The 12,644-nt window shown below is 61.7% G+C and carries 17 protein-coding genes; 9 read left to right on the top strand and 8 right to left on the bottom strand.

Going from position 1 to position 12,644, the window contains the following annotated elements:
- Positions 1-186: 186 nt before the first annotated feature.
- The gene (locus ASC86_RS01800; RefSeq protein WP_056315269.1) at positions 187-687 is read right to left on the bottom strand and encodes a hypothetical protein; all 501 of its coding nucleotides are present in this window, start codon (positions 685-687) and stop codon (positions 187-189) included.
- 225 nt (positions 688-912) lie between these two features.
- Here ASC86_RS01800 and ASC86_RS25510 point away from each other — a divergent pair, with 225 nt between their 5' ends.
- Positions 913-1,086, top strand: coding sequence for a hypothetical protein (locus ASC86_RS25510; protein ID WP_156386866.1), 174 nt, complete (start codon positions 913-915; stop codon positions 1,084-1,086).
- 6 nt (positions 1,087-1,092) lie between these two features.
- Here the strand turns inward: ASC86_RS25510 and ASC86_RS01795 are convergent, their stop codons facing one another.
- A complete protein-coding gene (locus tag ASC86_RS01795; protein ID WP_056315267.1) occupies positions 1,093-1,407 on the bottom strand; it encodes a hypothetical protein in 315 nt (104 codons plus the stop codon).
- Positions 1,408-1,616: 209 nt separating this feature from the next.
- Here ASC86_RS01795 and ASC86_RS01790 point away from each other — a divergent pair, with 209 nt between their 5' ends.
- The gene (locus ASC86_RS01790) at positions 1,617-2,219 is read left to right on the top strand and encodes a superoxide dismutase (protein ID WP_056315266.1); all 603 of its coding nucleotides are present in this window, start codon (positions 1,617-1,619) and stop codon (positions 2,217-2,219) included.
- Between the two features lie 111 nt (positions 2,220-2,330).
- A complete protein-coding gene (locus tag ASC86_RS01785; protein WP_056315264.1) occupies positions 2,331-3,206 on the top strand; it encodes a metallophosphoesterase in 876 nt (291 codons plus the stop codon).
- Here the strand turns inward: ASC86_RS01785 and ASC86_RS01780 are convergent.
- A complete protein-coding gene (locus ASC86_RS01780; RefSeq protein ID WP_056315263.1) occupies positions 3,169-3,867 on the bottom strand; it encodes a YafY family protein in 699 nt (232 codons plus the stop codon). The genes ASC86_RS01785 and ASC86_RS01780 overlap by 38 nt on opposite strands.
- 135 nt (positions 3,868-4,002) lie before the next feature.
- Here ASC86_RS01780 and ASC86_RS01775 point away from each other — a divergent pair, with 135 nt between their 5' ends.
- The 5 genes from ASC86_RS01775 to ASC86_RS01755 all read left to right on the top strand — a co-directional run bounded on the left by ASC86_RS01775 (position 4,003) and on the right by ASC86_RS01755 (position 6,871).
- Positions 4,003-4,650: a LysE family translocator gene (locus ASC86_RS01775; protein WP_056315261.1), complete on the top strand. Its 648-nt coding sequence runs from the start codon at positions 4,003-4,005 to the stop codon at positions 4,648-4,650.
- Between the two features lie 153 nt (positions 4,651-4,803).
- Entirely contained in the window at positions 4,804-5,244 is a 441-nt protein-coding gene (locus tag ASC86_RS01770; RefSeq protein WP_056315258.1) for a cytochrome c, read from the top strand.
- Positions 5,245-5,326: 82 nt separating this feature from the next.
- Positions 5,327-6,244, top strand: coding sequence for a cytochrome c (locus ASC86_RS01765; protein ID WP_056315256.1), 918 nt, complete (start codon positions 5,327-5,329; stop codon positions 6,242-6,244).
- Positions 6,245-6,281: 37 nt separating this feature from the next.
- The gene (locus ASC86_RS01760; protein WP_056315254.1) at positions 6,282-6,536 is read left to right on the top strand and encodes a type II toxin-antitoxin system HicA family toxin; all 255 of its coding nucleotides are present in this window, start codon (positions 6,282-6,284) and stop codon (positions 6,534-6,536) included.
- Positions 6,533-6,871, top strand: a complete 339-nt coding sequence (locus ASC86_RS01755; RefSeq protein ID WP_056315251.1) for a type II toxin-antitoxin system HicB family antitoxin — start codon at positions 6,533-6,535, stop codon at positions 6,869-6,871. The genes ASC86_RS01760 and ASC86_RS01755 overlap by 4 nt, the downstream gene beginning before the upstream one ends.
- A 4-nt stretch (positions 6,872-6,875) precedes the next feature.
- Here ASC86_RS01755 and ASC86_RS01750 read toward each other — a convergent pair whose 3' ends face one another.
- From ASC86_RS01750 to ASC86_RS01735, 5 genes are all read right to left on the bottom strand, one after another.
- The gene (locus tag ASC86_RS01750; protein ID WP_056315249.1) at positions 6,876-7,448 is read right to left on the bottom strand and encodes a type 1 glutamine amidotransferase family protein; all 573 of its coding nucleotides are present in this window, start codon (positions 7,446-7,448) and stop codon (positions 6,876-6,878) included.
- Positions 7,449-7,548: 100 nt separating this feature from the next.
- Entirely contained in the window at positions 7,549-8,055 is a 507-nt protein-coding gene (locus tag ASC86_RS01745) for a GNAT family N-acetyltransferase (protein ID WP_056315247.1), read from the bottom strand.
- A 216-nt stretch (positions 8,056-8,271) separates the two neighbouring features.
- Positions 8,272-8,616, bottom strand: a complete 345-nt coding sequence (locus ASC86_RS25505) for a hypothetical protein (RefSeq protein ID WP_156386865.1) — start codon at positions 8,614-8,616, stop codon at positions 8,272-8,274.
- Between the two features lie 113 nt (positions 8,617-8,729).
- Positions 8,730-9,143 carry a helix-turn-helix domain-containing protein gene (locus ASC86_RS01740; RefSeq protein WP_056315245.1) on the bottom strand — a complete coding sequence of 138 codons (414 nt, stop codon included), beginning with the start codon at positions 9,141-9,143 and terminating at the stop codon, positions 8,730-8,732.
- Between the two features lie 109 nt (positions 9,144-9,252).
- Positions 9,253-11,598: a glucose/quinate/shikimate family membrane-bound PQQ-dependent dehydrogenase gene (locus tag ASC86_RS01735; protein WP_056315243.1), complete on the bottom strand. Its 2,346-nt coding sequence runs from the start codon at positions 11,596-11,598 to the stop codon at positions 9,253-9,255.
- A 233-nt stretch (positions 11,599-11,831) separates the two neighbouring features.
- Here ASC86_RS01735 and ASC86_RS01730 point away from each other — a divergent pair, with 233 nt between their 5' ends.
- A complete protein-coding gene (locus ASC86_RS01730) occupies positions 11,832-12,644 on the top strand; it encodes a class I SAM-dependent methyltransferase (protein ID WP_056315242.1) in 813 nt (270 codons plus the stop codon).

Below are 12,644 nucleotides of genomic sequence, written 5' to 3'. Positions count from 1 at the left end.
CTGCTTGCGCCCCTTTCGCATATCGCTCCCGAAACGCGCACACTCTCCTTCGTCATCCTCGGCCTCGTGCCGAGGATCTTCCAGCCGCTCTGCATTCGCGGAGGCCTAGCAGATGGTCGGGACAAGCCCGACCATGACGAAGAGCGCGGCGAATTTGGTGCCCCGCATCCATTTTCATCAACGAAATCAGACCGTCGCCCCCGCCGGATGGCGGTGCATCGACCAGGCCTGCCAACAGATGCCGATCAGGAAGACCCCCACCCACAGCGCCGTCGCCGTCTGCACCGGCGGCGAATCCGGCCCGTTGCCGATCGGGCTCGCAGGCGGCAGGCGCGACAGCGTTTCGTTGATCGCCGGCACCATCAGCAGGAAATAAGTGAACGACATCGACAGAACCTGCAGATAGCGGTTCAGCCGCCCGAACCATCCGAGCCTGCCGATGACGAAGGAAAAGGCGATGGCGAGCAGCGTCAGGATGCCGATCGCGTGGCCGGCATTGAAACCGCCGGTGCTCGAAAGCCCGAAGGATGTCACCGCCGACAGGACGATGGTGATGAGATAGATGCGGCCCGCATCGCTCCTCGGCACGATCGCCCCGTATTTCGAAAAACTGTAGATGCCGGCGACCACCGGAATGACGCTGATCGCGGTGTGGATAATGCCGAGCGTCGTCATGGGACTGGCCATGGTCTTTCCCCTCTTGTCACGAACCGGATATCGAGCATGAAACGGCATTTTCGCGCCCGCGTCTTGTACGAAACAGGCAAGAGCAGCGGGGCAGTTCGCACTGGCTTATGAAAATTTTACCTGTTGGGGCAGGGTTCGCAATCGAAATAAAATGCCGTCAGGGCGTAGAAAAACAGGCATCGGACAGGCTGGAGACGGCCGCCGCAAGATAGCTTGGAGTGCCCCATGTCCCACGTTCACAGAGTGCATATCGATGCCCGCACCGGGCGCCCGAAACGGCCGATTACGGCAAGGCCGGTGGAAATCTCCGCGGATGCGGAAATCGCCACCTTTCTCAGGGCTTTCGCCGTTTTCTTCCTGGTGATGGTCGCAGCCATCGCGTTTGCGGTTCTGGGGTGAGTGCGCTCAGTTTTTCAGCATGTCCTCGGTCAGCTCGCTGCCGAGTTCCACGGTCTTGGCCTGCTTGTCGTAGACGCAGATCTGGGTGATCGCTGCCTCCGCACCCTTGGCCTTGCCGCTGACGAGCGCCAGCCCGAAGCGCTCCGAGCCGAAGGGATCGACGACCGCCTTGGCGCTTTCCATCGAAGCGCCCGCAGCCGCAAGGCATTTTTCGCTGACATCCGCCCGCATCGCCTCCCAGGCATCGCCGGAGGATGCCTGCGCAAGACCAGGGGCGAAGGCGAGAGCGGCGAGCAGCAGGCAGCGGGTGCGAACGGTCATGAAAAATCTCCTGGATTGTTTGCCGTGAGCGTGGCGAAAAACGTGGCTATTCTGTGGGATGGCTCGATTTTTGCCGGCAGGGAGAAGAAGTATTTTCCAAAGCTTCCCCGAATTTTGGTGGACGGACAGTTGCCACCTGCGGCACTGGTCCCTATGTTCCCGACGACGGATTTTATTGCGAAATTCCATCGCCAAGAGGAGACACCACCATGGCTTTCGAATTGCCGAACCTTCCCTATGACTACGATGCGCTGGCGCCCTACATGTCGCGCGAAACGCTCGAGTATCACCACGACAAGCACCATCAGGCTTACGTGACCAACGGCAACAAGCTTGCCGAAGAAGCCGGTCTTGCCGACCTGTCGCTAGAGGAAATCGTCAAGAAGTCCTACGGCACCAACCAGCCGCTGTTCAACAATGCCGGCCAGCACTACAACCACATCCACTTCTGGAAGTGGATGAAGAAGGGCGGCGGCGGCACGTCGCTTCCGGGCAAGCTCGATGCGGCCATCAAGTCCGATCTCGGCGGCTACGACAAGTTTCGCGCCGACTTCCTCGCTGCCGGCGCCGGCCAGTTCGGCTCGGGCTGGGCTTGGCTCTCGGTCAAGAACGGCAAGCTCGAAATCTCCAAGACCCCGAACGGCGAAAACCCGCTGGTCCACGGCGCAAGCCCGATCCTCGGCGTCGACGTCTGGGAACACTCCTATTACATCGACTACCGCAACGCCCGTCCGAAGTACCTCGAAGCCTTCGTCGACAGCCTTGTGAACTGGGATTACGTGCTGGAAATGTACGAAGCTGCGACCAAGTAAGGTCAACGCACACGTCTCTGCGAAACCCGGCCGAAAGGCCGGGTTTTTTCATGCCCGCTCAACGGCCGGCGACGTCACGCCCCTGTCATCAAGCCACGCTAACCAGCCATCATGTCCTATCCTGTACCGCTCCTCCGCTTCGGCGTGATCGCCGATCCGCAATATGCCGATCTCGCGCCCGATCCGGCGCTCAACCGGTATTTCCGCGAAAGCCTTGGCCGCCTTGCCGAGGCGATCGAGGTCTTCAACGGCGAGGAACTGGATTTTGTCGTGACGCTCGGCGATATCATCGATCGCGGCTTCGAAAGCTTCGACGATATCCTGCCGCTCTACGAACGCTCGCGCCACCCGGCCTATTTCCTGCTCGGCAACCACGATTTCGCCGTTTCCGCCGGACATCTGCCGGATGTGGCCCGCCGCGTCGGTCTGGAGCGGACTTACTACGATCTGGTCTTCGGCCAGTATCGCCTCGTCTTCCTCGACGGCAGCGATGTCAGCACTTTTTCGGCCCCGCTCGACGATCCGCGCACGGCGCTGGCGAAAGAGCGCCTGTCCGCCCTGAAAGCCGCAGGCGCCGATAACGCCCAGAGCTGGAACGGCTCGCTCGGCGAAGATCAACTTTCATGGCTGACGGCGATCCTGGCGCAAGCCGATGTGAAGGGCGAACAGGTGATCGTCTTCAATCACTACCCCGTCTTCCCGCCGAACCGACATAATATGTGGGACAGCGAGTGTATCCTTGAAGCGCTGTCGACATCCGAAAGCTTTACCGCCTATTTCTGCGGTCACAACCACGATGGCGATTTCGGCCTGTTCCGGGGCCGCCCCTTCATCACCCTCAAGGGCATGGTCGATACGCCCGACGATAACGCCTTCTCGATCGTCTCGATCTTCACCGACCGCATCGAAATCACCGGCTTCGGCCGCGAGGAAAGCCGGGTGATCGCGCTCACTGAAACATTTTCTCCGCTCGTTCCCAGCCGCTGATCCATAGGTCGCGCAGACGGTCGCCTTCTCCGCGAAAATGCTCATTCGAGGGATGGCAGGCCTCCACCCGGTCGGCGCGGAAATTGCGGATCGAGTGGCGCAACTCGCACCAGCCGACGACGACGGCTGCTTCCGAATAATAGATCACCGCCAACGGCAGGATCGTGCGTCTGCTGGGGCGACCTTGGCGGTCGCGGTAGTCTAAGAGCAGCTTGCGCTCGTCACGGATCGCCCGCCGCACCAGTGCGAGATCGAGGCTTTCCGGTGCCGGAGCGACCGTGCCCCAGGCATGCAGCGTGCGGCTGACAAAGGGCGGGCGCAGCGGTGCCGGCACGGCGCCAGCGATCTTGTCGTGGACGCGGATGGCGGCATCGCGAAGCTCCACATCGCCCGAGCGCGCCAGAAGTCCGAGCGCCAGCACGATTGCTTCCGTCTCCTCGATCGTAAACATCAGCGGCGGCAGGTCGAAGCCGGGGCGCAGAATATAGCCGATGCCACGCCCGCCCTCGATCGGCACCCGCATGGCCTGAAGGGCTGCGATATCCCGGTAGATCGAGCGCACCGTCACCTCCAGCCGCTCGGCGATGGTCGCCGCCGTCACCGGTCTTGGCGAAAGCCGCAAAATCTGGATGATCTCGAACAGCCGGGATGCCTTGCGCATGCCGAAAATCTCCTCGTCAGGTAAACCCTCCTGACAGAACCCTGTCAGGAGCCATGTTTTATACCATGCACCCAAGCGGCTGAAAAACAAGGACGAGCGGCCACTCCTTTTAAGTTATGCAAACAGGCTCCTGACATGACATATGCGGAAAATCTCTGGCTGTTCTTCACCCTCCTCTTCGGCATCATCATCGTGCCGGGCATGGACATGGTCTTCGTCATGGCCAATGCGCTGACCGGCGGGCGATCCTCCGGCCTTTCGGCGACGGCGGGCATCATGGCCGGTGGCATTTTCCACACGCTCTATGCCGCGCTCGGGGTAGGGCTGCTGCTGCATCTGGTGCCGGGGCTGTTCAATGGCCTGCTTCTGGCCGGCGCGCTTTACATTGCATGGATCGGCTACACGCTGATGCGCTCCAACATCGCCATCGCCTCGGTCGAGCCGACCGCCCTGACGTCGCGCTGGACGAGCTTTCGCCGCGGCGTGCTGACCAGCGTCATGAACCCGAAAGCCTATCTCTTCATGCTCGCCGTCTATCCGCAATTCCTGAAGCCCGAATTCGGGCCGTTGTTGCCGCAGGTGCTGATCATGGGAGTGATGATCGCGCTGACCCAGCTTGCGGTGTATGGTAGCCTTGCCGTCGCCGCCGGCCGCAGCCGCGACGTCATCACCTCCAGCCCGCGCGCCACCGCCGTCCTCGGCAAGGCCGTGGGCCTTATCCTGATCCTCGTTGCCGGCTGGACGGCCTGGCAGGGGTGGAATACGCCGATCGGGCAGGGATGAAATATGACCGTATTTATAGCCTGACTAAACGCTTCGAAATAAATGGGTTTTCAAAAAAATGTTACTTCCTTCATATCGGTAACATGCAATGATCCGGCCATTCGAAACGCGGCAATGCGTTCCCGCCCTGCCGGTCCAAAAAGGGAGACATGGATGAAGTTGAAAACCATTGCGCTGGCGATCGTCGTCGCGGGGCTGGGGCTGGGGGCGGTAAGCGCCGCGGATAATCCTGCCGGAGCAGCACGCGAAGCGCTGATGAAGAAGATCGGCGGCTCCATGGGCGCGCTCGTCGGCATCGCCAAGGGCGAAAAGCCCTATGACGAGGCCGTGGTGAAGACATCCTTCGCGACGATCAGCGAAAGCATCAAGGCGTTTCCGGACCAGTTCCCGGCGGGTTCCGATGCAGGCACCGAGGCAAGCCCGAAGATTTGGGAAAACATGGACGACTTCAAGGCCAAGGCCGCGAAGCTCGGTGCCGATGCCGATGCGCAGCTTGCGCAGCTGCCGGCCGATCAGGCCGCCGTGGGCGCTGCCGTCGGTATGCTCGGCAAGGATTGCGGCGACTGTCATCAGTCCTATCGCATCAAGAAGTGATACGGTAGCTTTCCTTTGCAGAAGCGCCCGATGCGCCGCCGGTGTATCGGGCGCATCGGCGTGATCGATGGCGAGAGAGCGGATGGCGGCAAGAGCCCGAAAATTCCTGACCAGCGTGGTGCTTCTGGCGGCCGTTGCCGGCACGGCAGGCTGGTTCCTGACACGGCCCGAACCCTGGCCCGCGAGCCACTGGGAAGGTCTGGGCGAACCGGATGTGGCCAATGGCGCGCTGGTGTTTTCCGCCGGCGGCTGCGTCAGCTGTCATGCCAAGCCGGGCGCGGAAGGCGATGCGCAGCTCGTTCTTTCCGGCGGGCTGGCGATCAAGAGCGATTTCGGCACCTTCCATGTCCCGAACATCTCGCCGGACGAGGCTGCCGGTATTGGTAGCTGGTCGCTCGCCGATTTCGGCAATGCCATGACCCGCGGCGTCGGCCCGCACAACGAACATCTCTATCCGTCTTTCCCCTACACATCCTATGCCCGCCTGACGGCAAAGGACGTCAACGACCTTTTCGGCTATCTGAAAACCCTGCCCAAGAGCCCGGACGTCCCCCCCTCGCATGAGCTGCCGTTTCCCTTCAACATGCGCATCGCGCTCGGCGGCTGGAAGCTTCTGTTCTTCACCGCCGCGCCGCGCGTGACGGTCGATACGGCGAACGAAAAGATCGCCCGCGGCCAGTATCTGGTGGAAGGTCCGGGCCATTGCGGCGAATGCCACACGCCGCGCAACGCGCTCGGCGGCTTCGAGCCCGGCCAATGGCTGGCCGGCGCCCCGAACCCGGACGGCGAAGGCCGCATCCCCAACATCACGCCGGGCTCCAAGAACATCGGCAGCTGGAGCGAAGGCGATATCGTCACCTATCTCGAAACCGGCTTCACTCCCGATTTCGATTCGGTCGGCGGCTCGATGGTCGAGGTGCAGAAAAACATGGCCAAGCTCCCCGCCAGCGACCGCGAAGCGATCGCCGCCTATTTGAAGGCGGTGCCGGCTGTACCGTGATGCTTGCAAAAATTGCTAGCATTGGTATCTTCGTGTCATGAACAACAGGCACAGGAAGACTTTGGCCGCCGTCTTCGACGAGCCAGTTTCAGGCACGCTTGCCTGGGCGGATATTGAGAGTCTGCTTGTTGGCGTTGGTTGCGCCATCCTTGAAGGTAATGGGTCGCGGGTACGCTTCGTGTTCGGAACCGAGATCGAGAGCTTCCATCGTCCGCATCCGGCGAAAGAGGCAAAGCGCTATCAGGTGCGGGCGGCACGGGATTTCCTGTTGAGAATTGGGATAAAGCCATGAATGTGATGACCTATAACGGCTATTCCGCCCGGATCGAATATGACGCGGAAGACGAGATTTTCTTCGGTCGTCTGGCCGGCATCAGCGACGGCGTTACCTTCCATGCCGATACGGTCGTCGATCTGAAAAGCGCTTTCCAGGAGGCCGTGGACGACTATATCGAAACCTGCGCCAAACTTGGCAAGGCGCCGCAAAAGCCCTATTCAGGGAAGATGATGTTCCGTGTCGATCCTGAAATCCATGCGCGCGCCGCAAAGGCGGCGGAACTGGCGGGCAAGAGCCTCAACCAGTGGGCGGCGGATGTTCTGGCTGAGGCGAGCGAGAAAGCCGCCTGAGGCGCTATTTCCGCGCCTTATGCTCCGCGCCATAGAGCGCGAGATAGTTAGTGAGGTCTTCCGAGGAAAAGCCGATGGCGCGGTAGATTTCGGCGGTAAAACTCACCGGCGCGGTTTCGGCGGCGGTGATGATGCCCTGGTCGCTGACGGCTTGCGGCTGATCGATATAGAGATCGGAGCCGCGATATTGCGGCACGCGCTCGAGAAGCCCGAGCGAATTGCTGGTATGGGCGACGGTGTCGAGCAGCCCGGCGCGGGCAAAGGCGAGCGTCGCGCCGCAGATCGCCGCGATCGGCCGGCCATGGTCGTTGAAGCGGCGATAGAGGGCGGAAAGATCGGGGGCGGCGTCGGTCTGCCAGATCGTGCCGCCGCTTAGGACCAGTGCATCGAAAGAGGCGGGATCGAGCGTTTCGGCATCCCTGTCGGGGACGACCTTGAGGCCGCCCATCGACATGACGCCGCGTCCGCCCGGCGTTGCGGTTACGACCTCGAAACCGAAATCGCTGCGCGCCGAAGCCATCAGCAGCGCGCACTCCCAATCCGCAAAACCTTCCGTCAGAACGATCGCAAGCTTCATGGCGTCCTCCGTCAGAACAGGACCTTTTCCGAAAATCCGTCCTTTTTCAAGGAGAAAGCGTCAGGCTTGGCGTTCAGCCGAAATGAGCCCTTCCGCCGGCTCACGCCAGCGACAGGAGATAGCGCATTCCGGTTACCGGGCCTGGGGTGAAGTTTTCCGATTCGTAGAAGCGGTGGGCCTGGAAATTGCCGGTCGCTGCGCTGCAGGAGAGGTAGGTGCAGCCGGCGATCCGGGCATGCTCGCGGGCCTTGGCGACGAGGTGGCGGCCGATGCCGGTGCCGCGATGGCCGGGGCGCACGTAAAGCTGGTTCATCTCCATGCCGCGCAGGCCCTGCGGCGCGCGGTAGAGTGGAACGAGAATGACATGGCCGATAAGCTCGCCTTCCGCCTCGGCAACGAGCGCGGTGATCCACGGCATCTTGCCGAACAGGTCACGTTCCAGGTTTTCCGGGGTGATGATGGCGGCATCGCCATGATGGGCGGCAAGTTCGCCGATCATATCGCTGAGGGCCTCGAGATCGCGGGGCTTGGCGGTGCGAATGGTCACGAGCGACGCACGGATCGCAGCCGGCTGCAGCGGTGTCTGTCGATGGGGAAGGTTCAGCATTTCAAGTCTCCTGATGGCTTCTTCCCGCCATCAGGTGCCGTCCAAAACAAAAGCCGCCTGATGGCGGCTTGTTGAACGTGATCAGACAGCCGCACCTATGAGAGCAGCGTAAAATACCAGCGGGCGATGGTTGCGGTCGTGATCATGGCGTGATGGATCGCGCTTTTCCGGGGGAATGTCAACGGGTATTTTTGGAGGGCGCGGTGCATCGCATGATCACGGCTTATCCTTGTCATCATCCCATGGGTGGTAGAACGGCGGCGACTTTTCCGCAGTCGATGCTCCCGGATCAACGTAAAAGGAAGTCTGCCGAATTCTCCCCTTCGACCAGGGAGGGCTGTCGTCTGATGAGACGTCCAGCGTCGGAAAAGCATCGCTGACCCGGTTGATGAGCCATACGAGTCCGGCCGCGCCGGCACCATAAATGGCAAAGGCTCCCCAAATTCCCCAGGCGCCAAAATGGCTTGTAATCCAATCACCCGCGGAAATCACAAGGCCTAACAGGCAGATATATAAAAACAGAACTCCGTAGAGAATTCTTAGAATGATGTGATGGTCCATTCGCTACTACTTGGAAATTTACGTGAAATGATCTCAGCCTATGGAAATGTAGGTGGTGATTTCGCCGGAAGTTTAAAGGTGTAGTTGAGACTTTTCCTTAAAGCCAGCAGCGCTTAATGCTCGCTCTCGCAAAGCCCGTGATCGGCAAGCGCCCGGATCACGTAGCAATCCCCCACCGTATGCTTGCCGTCGCAGGAGACGATGCGCTCCAGTTCTTGCTCCAGTCGCTTCAGTTTGGCGATCTTTTCCTTGACGTCGGCCAGATGCTCGGCGGCGATCCGGTCGGCGTCGCCGCAGGGTTTTTCCGGGTGGCCGCTGAGTTCCAGGAGATCACGGATCGCCTCGATCGACAGGCCGAGATCGCGGCCGTGGCGGATGAAGGCGAGGCGTTCGAGATCACGCCGTTCATAGCGCCGCTGGTTGCCTTCACTGCGCTCGGGCGCGGAAATCAGGCCCATCTGCTCGTAGTAGCGGATGGTCGGAACCTTGACGCCGGTCCTGCGGGAAAGATCGCCGATCGAAAACATGGGGGGTTCTCCAAAAGCTATAGTCTCTGGAGATATAGGTTGCTTCCGTTTTGAAAACCAGTCCCGGACGGAAAAGGCCGGCGCGGACGCCGGCCTCGGTCGCTGGGTTCTACTTTTTCGGCAGCCGATAAGCCATCACATAGTCGCCGGGCTTGGTGCCGACCGAGCCATGGCCGCCGGCGACGATCACCACATACTGGGTGCCGTCTTCGGTGGCGTAGCTCATCGGCGTCGATTGGCCGCCGGCCGGAAGGCGGCCCTTCCAGAGTTCGTGACCGGTCGTCAGGTCGTAGGCGCGGATGTAGTTGTCGACCGCGGCCCCGAGGAAGGCAAGGCCGCCCTTGGTGATCATCGGTCCACCGATGCCGGGTACGCCGACCTTGAAGGGCAAGGGCAGCGGCGTCATGTCGTAGACGGTGCCGTTGCGATGCTTGTAGGCGATCTGCCCGGTCTTCAGGTCGACGCCCGCGACATAGCCCCATGGCGGCGCCTGGCAGGGAATGTTGAGCGGCCCGAGGAAGGGACCCATGTAGACGCCGTAGGGGGCGCCGTCGTTGCGGTTCAGACCCTGCTCCGAACCTTTCTCGTCTTGCCCCTTCGGCGGGATCTGGTCGCGCGGCACCAGTCGCGAGGTGAAGGCGAGGTAGGTCGGCATGCCGAACATCACCTGCCGCTCGGGATCGACGGCGACGGAGCCCCAGTTGAAGACGCCGAAATTGCCGGGATAGATCAGCGAACCCTCAAGCGACGGCGGCGTGTAGCGGCCTTCGTATTTCAGGCTCTTGAACTTGATGCGGCAGGCGAGCTGGTCGAACATCGTCACGCCCCACATATTCTTGTCCGTCAAAGGCGGCGGCGAGAAGGTGAGGTCGGAGATCGGCTGGGTCGGGGAGGAGAAATCCTCCGGGATGGCGCCGGTGGGAGCCGGGATTTCCTTCACAGGAATGATCGGCTCGCCGGTGCGCCGGTCGAGCACGTAGAGATCGCCCTGCTTGGTCGGGCCGACGAGAGCCGGCACCGGCTGGCCGTCCTTGCCGGTGATGTCGAGCAGCACCGGCTGTGCCGGCACGTCCATGTCCCAGAGATCGTGATGCACCGTCTGGCGCACCCAGCGCACCTGGCCGCTCCCGATATCCAGCGCCACGATCGAGGACGAATATTTCTCGACATTTTCGGTGCGGCCCATGCCGAGCTGGTCGGGCACCTGGTTGCCGAGCGGGATGTAGACGAGGTTCAGGCCTTCGTCATAGCTGAAGACCGACCAGCTGTTCGGTGAGTTGGTCGTATAGGTCTGGCCCTCCGGCAGCGGCGTCGTCACGTCGGGATTGCCGCTGTCCCAGTTCCAGACCAGCTGCCCGGTGTTGACGTCGAAGGCGCGGATGACGCCGGATTGTTCCTGCGTCGAATAGTTGTCGTTGACGGCGCCGCCGATGATGATCTTGCCGGCGACGATGACCGGCGGGGAGGTGGAGTAATAATAGCCGGCCGGCTTGTACTTCATGCCGGTTTCCAGATGCAGCGTGCCCTTGTCGGCAAAGCTCTCGCAAACCTGACCGTTTGAGGCATCAAGCGCGATAAGACGCGCATCGGAGGTCGGCAGGTAGACGCGCTCGGCGCAGGCGCTGCCTGCCGTTGCGGTTGCATCTGCATAATAGCTGACGCCGCGGCAGGTCTGGTGCTGACGATCCGGGTTCATGCCGGAATTGGCATCGTATTTCCACTTTTCCTTGCCGGTCGCCGCATCGATGGCGATCGCCCAGTTGTGCGGGGTGCAGACATAAAGCGTGTCGCGGATTTTGAGCGGCGTCACCTGATAGGTGGTCTCGCCGACGTCCTCCGGCTGCTTCACGTCGCCGGTCTGGTATTGCCAGGCGACTTCGAGCGACGACACGTTGTCGGTGTTGATCTGGGCGAGCGGCGAATAGCGCTGGCCATAGGGCGTGCGGCCATATTGGTGCCATTCGTTGTCCGGCACGTTGCCGCCGTAGGTCGGCGTGGCGGCCGCCGTGCCGGTCGGCAGTTCGCCGCCAAGATCGAGCGGGTCCACGGTCATCGAATAGGCGGCGACGCCGATGGACACCACGACGGCGGCGACGAGCGGCAGGGCGCCCGCCTTGTAGATCTCGCCTGTCGGGCTGATGAAGCCGAGCCCGCTGCGGATCGAGGGCAGGAGCAGCCAGAGACCGAGAAGGATGATGATGCCGCCGCGCGGTCCAAGTTGCCACCAGTCGAAGCCGACCTCCCAGACCGCCCAGGCCAGCGTTCCGATGATGACGATGGCATAGACGCCAAGCGCCGCGGCGCTACGCTTGAAAAGCAGAAAGGCCGTCAGCAGGAAGCCGAGGCCGGCGATGAGATAATACCAGCTGCCGCCGAGCACGACGAGCCAGAGCCCACCGGCCCCGATCGCCAGGCCGATAAGGGTGAAGATGAAAGCGGTAACGCCAATGATCATGAAAATCTCCTGCCGCATCTTGGGAGCATGCGCTTGAGGGATGCCGAGGCGACGACGGTGCCCACCATCTGCCTCTGTGGCGAAACTAGGGCGGTATTCCCGATTTTCAACCATGCGAAGAGGGTGCAACACGATTTGCACGGGAGCAAACGAGTGGGCGGCCGTTAAACCGCGCGGGACACGGCATTTCATGCTAAGCTTGCCAGCCATCGCAACAGATGGAGGGTACGGCGATGTTGGAAACGGACAAGGCGTTTTCCGGCTCGATCCCGGAAAAATACGATCGCCACATGGTGCCGATGATTTTCGAACCTTATGCCGCTGATCTTGTACGACGGGTCATGCAGTTTTCGCCCCGCGCCGTCCTGGAAATCGCCGCGGGTACCGGGGTCGTCACCCGCATGCTGGCGCCGAAGCTGCCGCCCGATGCCACCTATTTCGTCACCGATCTCAACCCGGCCATGCTCGACTACGCCCGCGCGCGGCAGCCGGCGGATAGTCGTCTGCGCTGGCAGCAGGCCGATGCCATGACGCTGCCGTTCGAAGATGCGGCCTTCGATGTCGTTTGCTGTCAGTTCGGGGCGATGTTCTTTCCCGACCGCCCGGCCGCCTATCGCGAGACGCGGCGGGTGCTGAAGCCCGGAGGGCATTTTCTCTTCAACGTCTGGGATAGTCTTGAGGAAAATATCTTTGCAGGCGAGGTGACGAAGGCGCTTGCCGGCCTGTTCCCGGACGATCCGCCGCGCTTCATGGCGCGCACGCCGCATGGCTATTCCGACACGAACCTGATCCGCAACGATCTGGAGCGCGCCGGTTTTTCCCGCGTGGAAATCGAGACGAAAGCCGAACAAAGCCGCGCGCCTTCGGCACGGCACGCGGCGATCGCCTATTGCCAGGGCACGCCACTGCGCGGGGAAATCGAAGCGAGAGCCCCGCAGGGGCTGGATACCACGACGGATGTTATCGAAGCGGCGCTGAAGGAAAGCCATGGCGACGGCGAAATCGCTGCGAAAATCCAGGCGCACGTCGTCGTCGCAGTGGCGTGA

This window comes from Rhizobium sp. Root1212, from assembly GCF_001424985.1.
Taxonomy (GTDB): Bacteria; Pseudomonadota; Alphaproteobacteria; order Rhizobiales; family Rhizobiaceae; genus Pararhizobium.
Note: the sequence above shows the minus strand (reverse complement) of the source record. Positions and strands in the feature narration are given on the sequence as shown.

Coding starts and splice junctions, on each gene's coding strand:
- ASC86_RS01800 (WP_056315269.1), bottom strand. CDS start 687: ATGGCCAGTCCCATGACGACGCTCGGCATTATCCACACCGCGATCAGC.
- ASC86_RS25510 (WP_156386866.1), top strand. CDS start 913: ATGTCCCACGTTCACAGAGTGCATATCGATGCCCGCACCGGGCGCCCG.
- ASC86_RS01795 (WP_056315267.1), bottom strand. CDS start 1,407: ATGACCGTTCGCACCCGCTGCCTGCTGCTCGCCGCTCTCGCCTTCGCC.
- ASC86_RS01790 (WP_056315266.1), top strand. CDS start 1,617: ATGGCTTTCGAATTGCCGAACCTTCCCTATGACTACGATGCGCTGGCG.
- ASC86_RS01785 (WP_056315264.1), top strand. CDS start 2,331: ATGTCCTATCCTGTACCGCTCCTCCGCTTCGGCGTGATCGCCGATCCG.
- ASC86_RS01780 (WP_056315263.1), bottom strand. CDS start 3,867: ATGCGCAAGGCATCCCGGCTGTTCGAGATCATCCAGATTTTGCGGCTT.
- ASC86_RS01775 (WP_056315261.1), top strand. CDS start 4,003: ATGACATATGCGGAAAATCTCTGGCTGTTCTTCACCCTCCTCTTCGGC.
- ASC86_RS01770 (WP_056315258.1), top strand. CDS start 4,804: ATGAAGTTGAAAACCATTGCGCTGGCGATCGTCGTCGCGGGGCTGGGG.
- ASC86_RS01765 (WP_056315256.1), top strand. CDS start 5,327: ATGGCGGCAAGAGCCCGAAAATTCCTGACCAGCGTGGTGCTTCTGGCG.
- ASC86_RS01760 (WP_056315254.1), top strand. CDS start 6,282: ATGAACAACAGGCACAGGAAGACTTTGGCCGCCGTCTTCGACGAGCCA.
- ASC86_RS01755 (WP_056315251.1), top strand. CDS start 6,533: ATGAATGTGATGACCTATAACGGCTATTCCGCCCGGATCGAATATGAC.
- ASC86_RS01750 (WP_056315249.1), bottom strand. CDS start 7,448: ATGAAGCTTGCGATCGTTCTGACGGAAGGTTTTGCGGATTGGGAGTGC.
- ASC86_RS01745 (WP_056315247.1), bottom strand. CDS start 8,055: ATGCTGAACCTTCCCCATCGACAGACACCGCTGCAGCCGGCTGCGATC.
- ASC86_RS25505 (WP_156386865.1), bottom strand. CDS start 8,616: ATGGACCATCACATCATTCTAAGAATTCTCTACGGAGTTCTGTTTTTA.
- ASC86_RS01740 (WP_056315245.1), bottom strand. CDS start 9,143: ATGTTTTCGATCGGCGATCTTTCCCGCAGGACCGGCGTCAAGGTTCCG.
- ASC86_RS01735 (WP_056315243.1), bottom strand. CDS start 11,598: ATGATCATTGGCGTTACCGCTTTCATCTTCACCCTTATCGGCCTGGCG.
- ASC86_RS01730 (WP_056315242.1), top strand. CDS start 11,832: ATGTTGGAAACGGACAAGGCGTTTTCCGGCTCGATCCCGGAAAAATAC.